18 protein-coding genes are annotated in these 15457 nt (G+C 49.1%); 16 read left to right on the plus strand and 2 right to left on the minus strand.

The features are described 5' to 3' along the window. Positions 1–43 precede the first annotated feature (43 nt). Positions 44–904 (minus strand): polysaccharide deacetylase family protein, encoded by an 861-nt coding sequence (locus QZV31_RS03900; protein ID WP_295358359.1) that lies wholly within the window; start codon positions 902–904, stop codon positions 44–46. 238 nt (positions 905–1142) lie between these two features. Here QZV31_RS03900 and QZV31_RS03905 point away from each other — a divergent pair, with 238 nt between their 5' ends. From QZV31_RS03905 to QZV31_RS03925, 5 genes are all read left to right on the plus strand, one after another. Continuing rightward, on the plus strand, positions 1143–1694 hold the full coding sequence (locus QZV31_RS03905; protein ID WP_295358362.1) for a LemA family protein: 552 nt from the start codon (positions 1143–1145) through the stop codon (positions 1692–1694). Positions 1695–1765: 71 nt separating this feature from the next. Beyond that, entirely contained in the window at positions 1766–2779 is a 1014-nt protein-coding gene (locus tag QZV31_RS03910) for a YgcG family protein (RefSeq protein ID WP_295358364.1), read from the plus strand. Between the two features lie 265 nt (positions 2780–3044). Continuing rightward, the gene (rsmD, locus tag QZV31_RS03915; RefSeq protein ID WP_295358366.1) at positions 3045–3602 is read left to right on the plus strand and encodes a 16S rRNA (guanine(966)-N(2))-methyltransferase RsmD; all 558 of its coding nucleotides are present in this window, start codon (positions 3045–3047) and stop codon (positions 3600–3602) included. Positions 3603–3728: 126 nt separating this feature from the next. Next, positions 3729–4220 carry a pantetheine-phosphate adenylyltransferase gene (coaD, locus tag QZV31_RS03920; RefSeq protein ID WP_295358495.1) on the plus strand — a complete coding sequence of 164 codons (492 nt, stop codon included), beginning with the start codon at positions 3729–3731 and terminating at the stop codon, positions 4218–4220. A gap of 105 nt (positions 4221–4325) precedes the next feature. Continuing rightward, the gene (locus tag QZV31_RS03925; RefSeq protein ID WP_295358368.1) at positions 4326–4964 is read left to right on the plus strand and encodes a hypothetical protein; all 639 of its coding nucleotides are present in this window, start codon (positions 4326–4328) and stop codon (positions 4962–4964) included. Positions 4965–5144: 180 nt separating this feature from the next. On the opposite strand, the gene QZV31_RS03930 is transcribed toward QZV31_RS03925, so the two are convergent. Further along, on the minus strand, positions 5145–6380 hold the full coding sequence (locus QZV31_RS03930) for a nucleotidyltransferase family protein (protein WP_295358369.1): 1236 nt from the start codon (positions 6378–6380) through the stop codon (positions 5145–5147). A gap of 142 nt (positions 6381–6522) precedes the next feature. On the opposite strand from QZV31_RS03930, the gene QZV31_RS03935 reads away from it, so the two are divergent. The 11 genes from QZV31_RS03935 (at position 6523) to rnc (ending at position 15437) form a co-directional block, all read left to right on the plus strand. Then, positions 6523–7023: a DUF177 domain-containing protein gene (locus QZV31_RS03935; RefSeq protein WP_295358370.1), complete on the plus strand. Its 501-nt coding sequence runs from the start codon at positions 6523–6525 to the stop codon at positions 7021–7023. A gap of 39 nt (positions 7024–7062) precedes the next feature. After that, complete coding sequence (gene rpmF / locus QZV31_RS03940) at positions 7063–7242, plus strand: 50S ribosomal protein L32 (protein WP_093730687.1); 180 nt, start codon at positions 7063–7065, stop codon at positions 7240–7242. Positions 7243–7484: 242 nt separating this feature from the next. Then, positions 7485–8057 carry a transcription factor FapR gene (gene fapR / locus QZV31_RS03945; RefSeq protein ID WP_093730686.1) on the plus strand — a complete coding sequence of 191 codons (573 nt, stop codon included), beginning with the start codon at positions 7485–7487 and terminating at the stop codon, positions 8055–8057. 105 nt (positions 8058–8162) lie between these two features. Further along, complete coding sequence (plsX, locus tag QZV31_RS03950; protein ID WP_295358374.1) at positions 8163–9194, plus strand: phosphate acyltransferase PlsX; 1032 nt, start codon at positions 8163–8165, stop codon at positions 9192–9194. 38 nt (positions 9195–9232) lie between these two features. Beyond that, positions 9233–10222, plus strand: a complete 990-nt coding sequence (locus tag QZV31_RS03955; protein WP_093730684.1) for a beta-ketoacyl-ACP synthase III — start codon at positions 9233–9235, stop codon at positions 10220–10222. An 85-nt stretch (positions 10223–10307) separates the two neighbouring features. Continuing rightward, positions 10308–11255, plus strand: a complete 948-nt coding sequence (gene fabD / locus QZV31_RS03960) for an ACP S-malonyltransferase (RefSeq protein WP_366508683.1) — start codon at positions 10308–10310, stop codon at positions 11253–11255. Between the two features lies 1 nt (position 11256). Next, positions 11257–12003, plus strand: coding sequence for a 3-oxoacyl-ACP reductase FabG (gene fabG, locus QZV31_RS03965; RefSeq protein ID WP_093730682.1), 747 nt, complete (start codon positions 11257–11259; stop codon positions 12001–12003). A 49-nt stretch (positions 12004–12052) separates the two neighbouring features. Then, positions 12053–12289, plus strand: coding sequence for an acyl carrier protein (locus QZV31_RS03970; protein WP_093730681.1), 237 nt, complete (start codon positions 12053–12055; stop codon positions 12287–12289). Between the two features lie 96 nt (positions 12290–12385). Further along, positions 12386–13342 carry a nitronate monooxygenase gene (locus QZV31_RS03975; protein WP_093730680.1) on the plus strand — a complete coding sequence of 319 codons (957 nt, stop codon included), beginning with the start codon at positions 12386–12388 and terminating at the stop codon, positions 13340–13342. 68 nt (positions 13343–13410) lie between these two features. Beyond that, on the plus strand, positions 13411–14661 hold the full coding sequence (gene fabF, locus QZV31_RS03980; RefSeq protein WP_366508684.1) for a beta-ketoacyl-ACP synthase II: 1251 nt from the start codon (positions 13411–13413) through the stop codon (positions 14659–14661). A 5-nt stretch (positions 14662–14666) separates the two neighbouring features. Next, positions 14667–15437 (plus strand): ribonuclease III, encoded by a 771-nt coding sequence (rnc, locus tag QZV31_RS03985; protein ID WP_093730678.1) that lies wholly within the window; start codon positions 14667–14669, stop codon positions 15435–15437. The last annotated feature ends 20 nt before the right edge of the window (positions 15438–15457 follow it).

Genomic DNA, 15457 nt, shown 5'->3' on the forward strand with positions numbered 1-15457 from the left:
TCCCACATTGTTTGATTGTATACGAACTAAACACGCAAGGCTATCACTTGTTCCTGAAAATTGATTCGATATGCTCGTTCCAGTTGAACACGCCATAACGCTGCAGTGTGTACCTGGTCTGTTTTGTATCAGGTATAACCGAAGCGATAAATGCCATGTCGTAATACTTTTCAGCTATGGACTGCACGGTGCTGTTTACCATCCCGCCTGGATAGGCTAGCGCACAGACCGGTTTCCCCAGTATCTTTTCCAACTGTTCCCTGGACACCCGCAGTTCATAATCAATCTGTTCTGCGCTCTTTTTTGTCAGCACTTCGTGATTAACGGTATGGGAACCGATCCTCATGCCGTTTGCCTGCATCTCTTTCAACTGATCTGCAGTCATCCGGTTGTCTTTTCCGACCATACTGCTGACCACAAAAAAGGTACCGGTTACTTTTTCCTCCCGCAATACCGGATAGGCATACTTATAATTATCCGCATAGCCGTCGTCAAATGAAAGGAGAACCGCCTTTTCCGGCGGCTGTGCCGTACCGGCTTCATACTGTCGCAGGTCGTCCACATTAATAAATGTAAAACCGGCTTCCCTGAATTCCCGGATATGCCGACGCAATATTTTCGGATTCACATTCAGGAAGTCATCTGCCCGGTCAGGTCTTACTTCGTGATAGCAAAGGGCGGTAATCGGAAAAATTTCCGGAGAAAGCTCTTTTGCATGTTTCAGGCGGGCTATTTCCCGTCGTACGTTCGGACCGTAAATGACTCTGGAAATCCATTCGAGCCGTCCGGATTCCAGAACCGGGGAACCGATGTGGTGGGCATAAGCAAACAGGCCTGCGCAGATTGCAAAGAAACAAACAAAACCAATTAAAACTGTTCTTACTCTGGGATTTTTTAAAAACATCAGAAAGACCTTCTTTAGTAATCCATGTTCACGAACTCCATTATTGTACAACATTTAATTTGGTAATTCAAATGGATTTTTTAGTGCAGACGAATCAATCCGTGTTTTCTTAAGGATATTATTTCGGCAAACAGAGGTAAAGAGGCAAAAAATATGATATAATAATCATAAAGATATTACAATCAATCGTATGTCCGAGAAATAAAGATTAAATTTTGGTGTTACAGGAGGTAGTTCCATGAGTGTTTTGGTAAGTATTCTGATGGTTATTGTACTGGCGGTGGGTTCTGTATTCGGCTTTTATAACGGCATGGTATCCTCACGCGAAAATGTGGACAGCAAGTGGTCCCAGGTGGATAACCAGCTGCAGCGTCGCAGCGATTTGATTCCCAATCTGGTGAATACAGTGAAGGGATACGCAAGTCACGAAAAGGAAGTGTTCCAGTCAGTGTCCGATGCTAGGGCGAAGATGGCGGGCGCGAAATCCGTGGGTGATAAGTTATCGGCCAATACGGAGCTGAGCGGAGCATTATCCCGCCTGCTGGCGGTAGCGGAAAATTATCCCCAGCTGAAAGCGGATCAGAACTTCCGTCAGATGCAGGATGAACTGTCCGGAACGGAAAACCGTATCGCAGTTGCCCGCAAGGACTACAATGACGCAGTGCAGAATTACAATACAAAGATTAAATCGCTGCCCTACTCATTATTTGCCGGGGCGCTGGGATTTACGGAGCGGGATTACTTTAAAGTGGAAGAGACTGCCAAGGCAGTTCCGAAAGTGCAGTTCTGACTATGTTCACATTCCTGAAAGAATTGGTATTCTTTCTTATTCTCAGTTTCTTAATATGGCTATTTGCTCCCGTGGAAACGGTGGACAATACTTCGTTGCAGATTCCGCCGAAACCAACGGCTTCCTCCGGTATTTACGTACAGGATAATGCCGGAGTGTTTTCTGCGTCCGTTTCCGGTTATCTGCAAAGTCTGGGGCGTCAGCTTGACCAGAAGACTACGGCCCAGCTGGTGGTGGTTACGGTACCAAGTCTGAAAGGGGCTCCTCTGGAAGATTATTCTCTGCAGATTCTTCGGCAATGGGGCATTGGAAACAAGGAAAAAAATAACGGCGTGCTGATGCTGATTTCTACCGGCGACCGCAAGTCCCGGATTGAAGTGGGTTATGGATTGGAAGGCGCCCTGACAGACGGTGTTACCGGACAGATCCAGGATCAGTATATGATTCCGTATTTCCGCAAGGGAAACTATGAAGAGGGCATTGCCCGCGGTTATGAAGCGCTGGCCCGGAGGATTGCCAAAGAGTATAATGTGCAGCTGGCGGTTTCCGGTTACGCAAACCATTCGCCGGATGCTGTGAGACCCGGCGCGGACGGTCAGACAACGGAAGAGTTGTTTGAAAAGGCACTGGCGGAGCAGAACGGAACTACTGCCCAGTCCCGGCCGGATGACACGCAAAAAGAAACGGGTTCCGGCGATACTGCTGCCCGGGGTTCCACGGATACTACACAGAGCAGCATGGCAGCAGATGGTTCCCGGGACCGTACCGATAAGGGCGTCAATGCAGGTGCAGTGCAGAGTGAGAGTACCGGGTCTTCCGAAAAGAAAGAACCGGAAGGTGTGATTGAGAATATCCTGTATATCGCCGGGGAACTGGTGGACATCTTTGGATGGACGGTAATCCTGCTGGCATTTGTTATTATTGATGGGGTTTTCCTGGGGGGATTTTTTGCAACCCTGTTTTTTGAAATTCTGCTTTCTGCTATCTTCAGCGGCGGCGGATCCAGCGGTGGCGGCGGGGGAAGTTCCGGCGGCGGATTCGGCGGCGGATCCGGCGGTGGCGGCGGTTCCTCCCGAAGCTGGTAAACGGCTTTTCTGCTTTTGATTTTGGTTTTAGAACCGGGGGAAGCTGTATAAAAATAAAGCGCTTAAGACAAAAACATACTATATTTTGTGTTTTTCACAGATTTGTTACAATATTTAGCAATCGGAAAGTGACAAAACGACAGTTTTGTTGTATGATAGATAAGAAAATTAATGTCCCGTATCAAATCCCGGATAGTCGGGAGAACAGGTGCGGTAAATTTGTATTGTCTGAAGTAACAGACAGAAAGGCGCGGCCTGGAACGCGATGCGAATTATTACCGGTAAGGCGCGGGGGTTGCATCTGAACGTGCCGAAGAACTATGATGTGCGTCCTACGGCGGACCGGGTGAAAGAATCCCTGTTCAATATTATTGGCGCCAAAATCGTGGGATCCGCTGTGCTTGACCTGTTCGCCGGCAGCGGCAATTTGGGACTGGAGTCCTGGAGCCGCGGCGCCAGGTTTGTGCAGTTTGTGGATAACAGCCGGACATCCCTGAAGCTTACGGACAGCAATATAGTAAAATGCCGGGCAGAGGCGGACTGCAAGGTGATGAAGTGTGATGCGGAATCGGCCATGGAACTGTTATATAAGCAGGGGCAGCGTTTTGAACTGGTTTTTGTAGATCCTCCATATAATAAAGGGTGGATTCAGAAAATCCTGGCAAAACTGGTTAAATGCCCGCTTTTGGCAGGCAACGGCTGGCTGATCGCGGAACATTCTATGCATGATGATATTGTCGGCGCGGTGCCGGAGGGATATGAAATCTTCCGGAGCCAGCAGTACGGGGAAACCGTGCTGAGTTTTTTACGAAAGAGTGCTTGAATTGCAGTCGTTGGAGCTATGGAGATGATTGGCAGTTCAGCATAAGCATGAAAGGGTTTTATAAAACAGCGTCGAAACATAGATAATTGGACATGTTTCAAATTTACCGCATAAGGGGGAGCCATGATGCGCAAAGCTGTGTGTTCAGGCAGTTTTGACCCAGTGACTAAAGGGCACATTGATATTATTGAGCGTGCCAGCCGGATGTTTGACGAAATCATCGTCTGTGTGTTCTATAATCCGGGCAAAGTAACATCCCTGTTTTCTCCGAAAGAAAGAGTGGAGATGCTGAAAGCGGCTACATTTCACCTGCCAAATGTTCGGGTGACCAGCTGCAGCGGTTTGTTAAATGAGTTCTGCGAAAAGGAACAAGCTTCCTTTATTGTCAGAGGACTGCGGGCTTTCACTGATTTTGAATATGAATTCCAGCGGGCATTGTTGTTGAAAAAAATCAATGAATCCCTGGAAACGGTTTTTATCATGACGAATGCCAATTATTCCTACATCAGTTCGTCCGGTGTGCGGGAACTGCTGGCATTTGACGGCGATATTAATCAGCTTGTACCGGCAGGTGTGGCAGAGCTGATTAATAAATATCAGAAGCGCAAAACCAAATAATTGCGGTTATGTCCGGATAGCACAGGTTTGCGGATTCAGGTGGAACATATCCTGAAAACGTTGACGGTCCGGATGCTAAATTGAAGAAAGAAAGAGGATATGAATATGTTGGAGAGACTAAGCACAAATGTAACGTTAGATCAGATTTTTGATGATTTATATAACCTGATTTCCGAAGCGAACCGGATTCCGCTGACGGATAAGATTATCGTGGAAGAAAGCGATTTGTCTGCAATCCTGGATGATTTGAAGGAAGCGATTCCCAAGGAAGTAAAGAATGCAGGCAAGGTGCTGGAGGACTCCAAGAATATTCTGAACTCTGCCCGGGAAGAGGCTGCTGCTACGGTGGAAAAGGCCAATGCGGAGGCAGAGCATATTATTACGGCTGCCAAAGAGGAAGCAGAACGTCTGGTACGTCAGGAGGAAATCGTGCGCCAGGCGGAGATGCTGGCCAAGGATATCAAGACTTCTGCCCAGCGCTATGAAGACGAAATAAAGCAGGGTGCAGACCAGTATGCGGACCAGGTTAAGACCGATTCCCTGCAGTATGCGGACGATATGCTGGGTTATCTGGGCAACAGCCTGCAGTCGGCCTTACGCGCTATTGAAGAAAACCGCTCCAGCGTAAATGATGAGCGCAAGAGCCTGGCAGATGTGATCGCTTCACGGGTGAAGCATGTGGTTCCTCAGGAAGAAGAACCGGCAGAACCGGTTGCTGCCGAAGAAAAACCGGCGGATGAATAATCATGGGTTGCAGTGTGACATGATTGACATATAAATGCTTGGCGGATTATGGTGTTGTGATTTTGTCTGGCATCCGCTTTTTTGAGGCGTAAAAATAACTCCTTATGCACGGAATGTGACAGTGCATAAGGAGTTTTTATGTCAGCGCAGAGAGAGTATTCCGGTGTGTCGCGTAAAACATTACGTTTGCTTTACATACACGGGCGATGTGGTAAAGCAGCTTCCGTACGTTCCTGTGTTACCGATGAGGAGCTGGAACAGGTCGGCGACGGCAGAGTCCAGCTGCAGCAGCGGGTACAGGGATGTATCCTTATATTGTTCTTCTCTGCCCGGTTTGATAATGACGGGTAACGAAGCGGTTTTTTTCATTTGCTTCAGCAGACCGCGTCCCCGCTCGTTGAAAGCCAGTACCCGAATATAAGCGGGGTCCGGTGTGATAGTCCAAAAGGCGCGGGAGCGTTGCAGCAATAATTGCAGGGCAAGGCGCCGCACTGAGGGAAGAGGGTCCCGCTTATTGGCAACTGTCTGGCAGAATGCCGTGAAGCCTCGTTGTAATCGCTGTCTTGCGTTGTAGAAACGGCAGCATAAATCTTGACTGGCACTGCTGTGTTCATACAGGTAGTTGCCGTCCTGTCGGGCGAGCCGATCAGACAACAGCTGAGACAGAATATCTTCCTGTCGGGCGAAGCGGGCGGGGTAGTTGATTTCCCGGCACTGTAACAAAGCGAGGGAAGTATCCGGCAGGAAAGGGGCCAGTTCTGCGGCGGAAACACCGTTGCGTAAGGCGGTCCGTATGGCCGAAGCAGAGGCGTAGGGTGGCCTGAGTTCTGTATCGTTGTAACCGCTGCCCTGTCGTGGCAGTGTAATTAACTCTATGGCCAGATGGTTGTGCAGCAGCGCTTTTTGATAGGCCAGAGCCAGCAGGTTGTTGGCTCCCTTAAACCAGCCGGCGTCTTTCTGGCTTTGGGAAGCTGCGGTTTCCCAGGCTGCACCGTAGGATAACCCCTGTTGCAGTAATGTTTTTATCTGCTGTTCCGTTTCTGTCAGCAGCGACCAGGAGGCTGTGGAAGAAAGGGAACTGCTGGTTGTACCGGAGTGCTCGGCGCCGCACACCAGCGTATCCACGATGCCGGTGGCCGCCAGTGTTTTTACCGCTCCGGCGGCAAAGTAGTCTGCGCTGCGGAGGGTGTACCAGGCGGGCAGCAGTATTACCAGATCCACACCGGCATGGACTGCCATGGAAGCCCGTATCCAGGGGTCGGCTGCTGCCATCTCGCCGCGCTGGACAACCCAGCCGCTCATACAGGCAATGACCGGCACGTTACCTGACTTTTCGCGCAGTGTTTGCAGCTGCCAGCGGTGCCCGTTATGGAACGGATTGTATTCTGCTGTGATTCCGATTGCGTGTAAAGACATATAAAGCTTCCTCTTGCAATAATGAGTTTCCTGTTATACAATTATTTTATCACAAAATTTATAGAGATGCGGGGATTTTCCCTGCTGATTTTTTCTTGACAAAGGTTATATGTATGGCTATAATTGTAACGATTGGTGAAATATGATTAAAGTAAATGTCGCTGAGATAAGAAAGCACTTAACCGGAACAAAGCTCCTGCGTTTTGAAGCGGAACCTGCGGAATTGGATATTACCGAAACGGAGCTGCCCATCATCGGCAAAGTTCGTATTGAGGGGGATATTACCAACGTGGGGGACGTGCTTCTGCTGAAAGCGCTGGTCAGTGCAAGAGTGAACCGTTTGTGTTCCCGTTGCCTGAAAGAGTTTTCGGCGGATTCCGTTGCGGAAGTGCTGGAGAAATACTATCCGTCGGGAAGTCCGGGCGTTGAAACAGATGCTTATGTCTACGAATCGGATGTAGTTGATATTACGGAGCCGCTGCGTGAAGGTCTTTTGTTAGCAGAACCTTTGAGGGTCTTGTGCAAAGAGGATTGCCTGGGAATCTGCCCAGTTTGTGGCGCAGACCGGAATGTCCATCCCTGCAGTTGCGATACCGTCACGGTCGATCCGAGACTTGCGGCATTAAAGCAGTTCATCAAATAAAATTTTAAATACCATTTTTGTTTAGGAGGTGTATGGGAAATGGCAGTACCGAAGAGAAAAATGACCAAAGCACGCCGCGATTCCCGTCGTGCGAACTGGAAGCTGACTGCTCCGAGCCTGGTTGAGTGCCCGCAGTGCCACGAAATGAAGATGCCGCACCGTGTGTGCCCGGAATGTGGTTACTATAACGGGAAAGAAGTTATCAAAACCGAGGAATAATTTCGCAATGAGAATTAACCCTGAGGATAAAGGTCTTCAGGGTTTTTTCCGTTTTACGCTGCTTACACTTCAGTCCTAATTCTGTTTGGATTATGTGATTTGTGTAATGTACATGGGAAAAGCTACCAAATATTGTGCTTTTTTATATTTTTTTGTTACAAAGGACTTGCACAGATAAAGAAGAAAGAGTATAATACGTACAAGCAGGTATTATAACCAGGTGTTAAAAGTGAGGTGATAAAATGAATTCTTCGAAAAAACTGATTCGTCATGGAAAATTGCAGAAACTGATTCAGAAGGATCCATTTTTAACCGACGAACAACTGGCAAAAACGCTGAAGGTCAGCGTACCTACAGTACGCCTGGACCGTTTGGCATTAAATATACCGGAGCTGCGGGAACGAATCCGGATGATGGCAAGTACGGCCAGCACGCGCCTGAAAGCGATTGACCAGAAAGATATTGTAGGCGAACTGATCGATCTGGAACTGAACCGGTCCGCTATTTCTACGCTGACCATAACCCACGATATGGTGTTGGGTAAGACTGGCGTGGGACGGGGCTATTTTATGTTTGCCATGGCTGATACACTGGCTCTTGCGCTAGTAGATACAGAATTTGCCCTGACGGCAGTCAGCAATGTAAAATACAAGGTGCCGGTGTATCCCGGTGACAGGCTGGTGGCCAAAGCGGATGTGACGAACATCAAAGATGACAGGTATTATATCCGGGTCATCATTAAAAAGGAAACTACAGAAGTGTTCCGGGCGAAGTTTATTATTGCTGCGGTTCGGAATGTTGCAGATTTTAATTAAAATTACTGAATTGGCTGAATGTCTGGCCGCCAGTAACTGTGCAGACGAATTGACCGGTGGTTTTCCCGGATTGGTCTGCTGTCAGGAAAGGATGCTGAAAACCGCATGAAAATTGCGCTGGATGTTATGGGTACCGATTACGGCCCGAAGGAACTGGTTCTGGGGGCTGTTATGGCGGTAAAAGAATATAAGTGTGATGTTGTGCTGGTAGGGGATGAACCTACCATTAAGGAACTGTTAAAATCGTATGGAGCGGAGAACGAACCGCGTCTTACTGTCCGGCATGCCTCGGAAGTAATTGGCATGCATGAGCACCCCGGCATTGCGGTGAAGACGAAGAAGGATGCTTCTATTGTGGTGGCCACAGACCTGTTGCGTAACAAGGAATGTGACGCCCTGGTGTCTTCCGGAAGTACGGGCGCGGCAGTAGCAGCAGCGCTGTTCCATCTGGGGCGCATCCGCGGTGTGGGCCGTCCCTCGATCGCTACGCCGATTCCCAGCCTGACCGGTACTACCGTTTTGCTGGACAGTGGCGCCAAGGTAGACGCCAAGCCGGAACATATGCTGCAGAATGCTATCATGGGTTCCATTTATGCGGAACTGATGCTGAATATCAAAAATCCCCGGGTGGGTCTTTTGAATATTGGGGAAGAGGAAATCAAGGGTAATGAACAAACGTTGGCCACGTACCCGTTGCTTAAGGAAGAGAAACTGATCCATTTTATCGGCAATGTGGAAGGCCGTGACATCAATAAAGGCAATGTAGATGTTGTGGTTTGTGACGGCTTTGTGGGCAATGTGGTGCTGAAAGCGGCTGAAGGGCTGGCTACAGCTATCCTGACCATGGTGAAAGAAGCTATCCTGAACGGAGGCTTTTTGGCCAAGATTGGGGGACTCCTGATTAAACCGGCCCTGCGTGGGCTGAAGAAACGGTTGGACCCGGAAGCATACGGCGGCGCATTGCTGCTGGGCGTGAGGGCGCCGTTCTTCATCTGTCACGGCTCTTCTAAGGCGAAAGCAATTAAAAATGCCATCGGCGCCGCAGTGGATGGAGTAGAACGTAACATCTGCAGCCGGATTGCTGAAGATATTGCCAGACAGACCAAAGCAGATAAAGTAGTGGGCACACTGCGCTAAAAGAACAGAACGAAACGTGGTGCGGCAGGAGAAAAACTGTGACATATGCTGCTGGAATTATCGGGACAGGCTGTTACCTGCCCGAAAAAATATTGACAAACCAGGATCTGGAGAAGATGGTTGATACCTCTGATGCCTGGATTACAGAACGGACCGGAATCCGGGCCCGGCACATAGCTGCGCCTGAACAGGCTACCAGCGATCTGGCCTATGAGGCGTCACTCCGTGCATTAGCGGATGCGCAGACGCAACCGGAAGAACTGGACCTGATTATTGTGGCTACCGAAACACCGGATTATAAATATCCATCCACAGCCTGTCTGCTGCAGGCAAGGCTGGGGGCAAAAAAGGCAGCCTGTTTTGACCTGTCTGCCGGGTGCAGCGGGTTTGTGTACGGCTTGGGTATCGGCAGTCAGAGTATTGTTACCGGACTGTACAAAAAGATTTTGATTGTAGGGGCAGAAACGCTTTCCCGTATTACAGACTGGACGGATCGTAATACCTGTGTGCTGTTTGGTGACGGCGCAGGCGCTGCGGTACTGGGGCAGGTAGAAGAAGGTTATGGGATTCTGAGTCTTGACATGGGGGCTGACGGTACCGGTGGCAGACACCTGATCCAGCCTGGCGGCGGCAGCCGCAATCCGGCAACTCATGCGACGGTAGATGCTCATGACCATACAATCCACATGGACGGACAGGACGTGTTCAAGTTTGCCGCCCGGAAGATGCCGGCCGCCTGCAAAAAGGTGTTAGAAAAAGTCGGGATGACGATCGATGATATTGCCCTGTTGGTTCCCCATCAGGCTAATATGCGGATTATCAATAATGCAATAAGCCGGCTGAAAATAGACAGGGATAAAGTGTGGATTAACATTGACAAACACGGCAATATGTCAGCCGCCTGTATTCCGGTCTGTCTGACGGAAGCACGACAGGCTGGAAAGTTGAAGAAAGGCGACAATGTGATTATGGTTGCTTTCGGTGCAGGCCTTACCTGGGCCGGTGCCCTGGTAAAGTGGGCGAAGTAGTTTTCAGAATAAACTCTTGTTTTTATCGTTATAGATGAAATGCTGACGTTAGTTTCAGAAAGAAATGAAAGTGAGGTTGATTCCATTGTCAAAGGTAGCATTTGTATTCCCGGGACAGGGAGCTCAAAAAGTTGGCATGTGTAAGGATTTTTATGATAATTATGCCTGCGCTAAAAAAGTCTTTGAAGAGGCAGACGAAGCGCTCGGCTTTTCCATCAGCAAACTGTGCTTTGAAGGGCCAGAAGAAAATTTGCGCCTGACAAAGAATACGCAGCCGGCTATCCTGACCTGCAGCGTTGCGGCTCTGGCCGTGATGCAGGAGCACGGGCTGGAATGTGAAACTGCCGGCGGTCACAGTCTTGGCGAATACTCCGCACTGGTAGCAGCAGGCGTTATGAATTTACAGGATGCTGTAGTGGCTGTCCACAAACGGGGCGAATTCATGCAGGAGGCTGTTCCGGTAGGGGAAGGCGCCATGGCGGCTGTGATGGGAATGGTACCTGATGAAATCGTAGCAATCTGCCAGCAGGTGGAAAAGGACTGCGGCGAAGCGGTACAGGCGGTCAATTTCAATTGCCCCGGCCAGATTGTTATCGCCGGTACGACGAAAGCAGTTGAGAAAGCAGTTGAAGCATTGAAGGCTGCCGGAGCTAAGCGTGCTGTTCCGCTGCCAGTCAGCGCACCGTTCCATAGCACATTGATGAAACCGGCCGCGGAACGGCTGAAAGAAGTGCTGGATAAAATTGAATTTCGTGATGCAAAGTTCCCAATCGTTGCTAATGTAACTGCCGAACCGGTTGTAAAAGCAGAAGAAATCCGCGCATTACTGGTGAAACAGGCGGCCAGCCCGGTAAAATGGGAAATGTCCATGCGGAATATGATTAAAAACGGTTTCGATACTTTTGTGGAAGTTGGACCGGGGAAGACTCTGACCGGTTTTACCCGCAAAATTGACAAAGAAATGAATGTGTTAAATGTGGAAGATTTGGCAAGTTTAGAAAAAACACTTGCTTATTTTAAGGAGGTTCGCTAAAATGCAGTTAGAAGGTAAAGTTGCACTGGTGACAGGAGCTTCCCGCGGAATAGGCAGGAGCATTGCGCTGCTGCTGGCGTCCCGGGGCGCTGACATCGCTATCAACTATGCAGGAAACACGGAAGCTGCCGAAAAGACCAAGGCGGAAGTGGAAGCGTTGGGTCGCAAAGCCATCCTGGTAAAGACCGACGTAGCAGACGCGGAAGCCTGTGTGGCCATGGTTGACGAAGTGGTAAAGGCTTTCGGGAAAATTGATATTTTGGTAAACAATGCGGGCATCACCCGCGACGGATTACTGATGCGCATGAAAGAGGCGGATTGGGATGCGGTACTGCTCACTAACCTGAAGAGCGTATTTAACTGCACCAAAGCCGCTGTTAAATACATGATGAAAGCCCGTTGTGGACGAATCGTCAATATCAGTTCTGTAGTAGGGGCTATGGGAAATGCCGGACAGGCGAATTATGCGGCAGCCAAAGCAGGCATCCTGGGCTTTACCAAAGCCACGGCAAAGGAAGTCGCGGCAAGAGGTATTACGGTAAATGCCGTGGCGCCCGGATTTATCGCTACTGATATGACGGCGGTACTGCCTGAAAAGGTGGTGGAAAGTTTAAAAGCAGGTATCCCCATGGGACGTCTCGGCGACCCGGAGGATATTGCGAAGGCGGTTGCATTCCTGGTATCGGATGAAGCTGCTTATATTACTGGCCAGACATTGCATGTTAATGGCGGTATGTTTATGAATTAAGAAAACAGAGAATGACCGGAAAATGGTCTGCGAGAGGAGGTGAATCGTGATGAGCACATTCGAAAAAGTAAGAGATATTACTGTGGAACAGTTAAGCGTTGACGCTGATGAAGTAAAGATGGAATCTGCGTTCATCGATGATCTGGGAGCTGACTCTCTGGATATCGTTGAGCTGATTATGGCTTTTGAAGAGGAATTCGGTGTAGAAATTCCGGATGAAAAGGCTGAAAAGATTCGTACTGTTGCTGACGCAGTTAAAATGTTGGACGAAGAAAAAGAGGCATAATGCCGATCAGTCCAGGGATGCCCAGTGCAAGGGCATCCCTGGGAACTGTTTTGATGATTGAATTATGAAGTTCTTTCCTGAAATGGGGGATATCTGTTGAAATTACCAGTGCTTAAAATAGGAAATTTAGTTGCGCAGGTTCCGATTATCCAAGGCGGCATGGCAATTAGATTATCAACGGCACGTCTGGCTGCTGCGGTAGCCAATGAAGGAGGAATCGGACTGATTGCTGCTTCCGGAATGGAGGAGCAGGAATTACGGACGGAAATCCGCCTTGCCCGTAAGCTGACTAACGGCAAGGGCATCATTGGCATCAACTGCATGGTGGCGGCCCGGGCCTTTAAAAACTTAATTGTGACTGCTGCACAGGAAGGTGTGGATCTGATAGTGGCCGGCGCCGGTTTTTCAAGAGATATTTTTGCGGTCGGCAGGGAATACAATGTGGCTGTAGTTCCAATTGTATCGTCTGTTAAGCTGGCAAAGATTTCTGAGAAGCTGGGAGCTTCTGCTATCGTAGTAGAAGGTACGGAAGCCGGAGGTCATTTGGGTACGCAGCAGTCCATCAAAGAAATTCTGCCCGATATTGTGAAGGCCGTGAATATTCCTGTGATTGCAGCAGGCGGAGCCACCTGCGGGCAGGATATCGTGGATTTGTTAAATTTGGGTGCTGACGGCGTGCAGATGGGCAGCCGATTTGCAGCCAGCGAAGAATCTAATGGCGCTCGGTTCCTGAAAGAAATGTATCTGCGGATGTCGAAAGAAGACGTAGTACAGATTGACAGTCCGGTAGGTTACAAGGGACGTTCGATTCGCAGTCCTTTCGCGCAGTTGTCACTGGAAGGAAAGGCTCCTTTGCCGGTTGTCTGTGACGCATGCCTGAAACATTGTACTCACCAGTTCTGCATTATCCGCGCACTATCCAGAGCGCAGCAGGGCGATGTGGAAACGGGACTGATTTTTACCGGGGCTAATATGTGGAAGATTCATGAAATCCTGCCGGTAAAGGAAATATTCCGCCGTATTAAAGAAGAAATCGAAGCGATTAACAACTGAAAAAGAATATCAGGAAAATAAGCATATCGGCTTGTTGAATTAGAATCAAAAATCATGAGGTGATAATTTTGAAGAAACGTGTAGTAATTACCGGGTTAGGCGTGGTTACGCCTATCGGCAACGATGTGGAAACATTCTGGAACAATCTGATTGCCGGAAAATCCGGTATTGATACGATTAAGTCGTTTGATACTGCTGAATTAAAAACAAAGATTGCAGGGGAAGTCAAGGATTTTGATTACACTCTGTATGTAGATAAAAAAGAAGGACGCAAAATGGACCGGGTGGCTCATTTTGCTGTAGCGGTAGCCAAACAGGCGGTGGCAGATGCAGGCATCGACGTGGCACAGGAAAACCCGGCCCGTCTTGGTGTATGCGTCGGTACCGGTATTGGCGGTATTAATACGTTCCTGGAACAGTCTCTGAAATATGGGGAAAAAGGGCCGGGACGTATCAGCCCGTTTTTTATTCCTATGGAAATCCCCAACATGCCGGCAGCCCATATCGGCATTGCACTGGGTTGGAAAGGCCCTAATACAGCAATCGTGACAGCCTGTGCTACCGGCACAAACTGTATCGGTGATGCTTTACGGACCATCCAGTACGGTGATGCGGACGTAATGATCGCCGGCGGTGTGGAAGCGGCAGTGGATCCTATTGCTATTGCCGGCTTTGAGAATATGAAAGCACTGTGTTCCGACTGCAATGATAATCCCCAGGCAGCTTCCCGTCCTTTTGACAAAACCCGCAACGGGTTTGTCATGGGTGAAGGCGGCGGCGTGATTGTGCTGGAAGAGTTGGAACATGCAAAAAAACGCGGTGCTCATATTTACGCGGAACTGGCAGGCTTTGCCATGAATACGGACGCATATCATATCACGGCTCCTGATCCGGCAGGAGAAATGCCTGCTATCTGCATGGAAGCGGCTATTAAGGATGCGGGTCTGACCCCTGACGACATAGATTATATTAATGCCCACGGCACATCGACCCACCGCAATGATTTGAATGAGACTGTTGCAGCTAAAAAGATTTTTGGCGAACGTGCCTATAAAGTGCCCATGAGCTCCAACAAGTCCATGACCGGTCATCTGTTGGGCGGCGCCGGAGGCATGGAAGCGGTTGCTACTGTTCTTACGATTGTAAACAGTATCATTCCTCCCACTATAAACTACCATGAAGTGGATACAGAGGACGGAATGGATCTGGACTATGTTCCTAACCAGGCAAGAAAGCAGGAAGTCCGGGCCGCCATGTCCAGCAATTTTGGCTTTGGCGGGCATAACGCAGTTATCGTGATTAAAAAGTACGAAGAGTAATCGCTATGCAGACACAGACCTTGAGAAATTTTGCGGGATTGCCCTGTATCAGTGAGGAACGCAGGGCAAAGTTGCAGGAACTGTGCAGTAATCTGGGCATCACGATGCAGCAATATGAGTTGCTGAATCTTGCTCTGACACATACTTCTTTTGCTCATGAAACACATCATTATCCGCATAATGAGCATAATGAGCGGCTGGAATTCCTGGGGGATTCCGTGCTGGGTCTCATCGTCAGCACCTATATGTATGAGCATTTTCCGCATTTTGATGAAGGCCGGATGACCAAACTGCGTGCCCAGGTGGTGTGCGAAGCTTCCTTGTATCAGTGTGCAAAACGAATCGGGTTAGGCGATTACCTGCGTATGGGAAACGGGGAGTTATCTTCCGGCGGAAATAAGCGGCCTTCTATTCTGGCGGATGCGTTTGAAGCCGTACTGGGAGCCTATTACTTGGATCAGGGTTTTGCTGCGGCGCAACAGTATCTGTTGGGACTTTTGGAACGGGAAATTAACGATGTTTGTAACGGTCTGCTTGTGATGGGCGACTATAAGAGTATGTTGCAGGAACGTCTGCAGCATAAGGCGCAGTATGAAATTGTTTATGAGATGTTAGATTTTGAAGGGCCGGAGCACAACCGTATCTTTACTTCCGGTGTCTTTGTTAACGGAGTGGAATACGGAAGCGGCAAAGGTCGCACCAAGAAAGAATCGGAACAGCAGGCGGCCCGCGAGGCGCTGGAACGTCTGAGAAGGGAAGATTCTGTTCAGGAATAAATCACCGTTTTAAGTTTTAT

The organism is uncultured Succiniclasticum sp. (genome assembly GCF_902793885.1).
Classification (GTDB): domain Bacteria; phylum Bacillota; class Negativicutes; order Acidaminococcales; family Acidaminococcaceae; genus Succiniclasticum.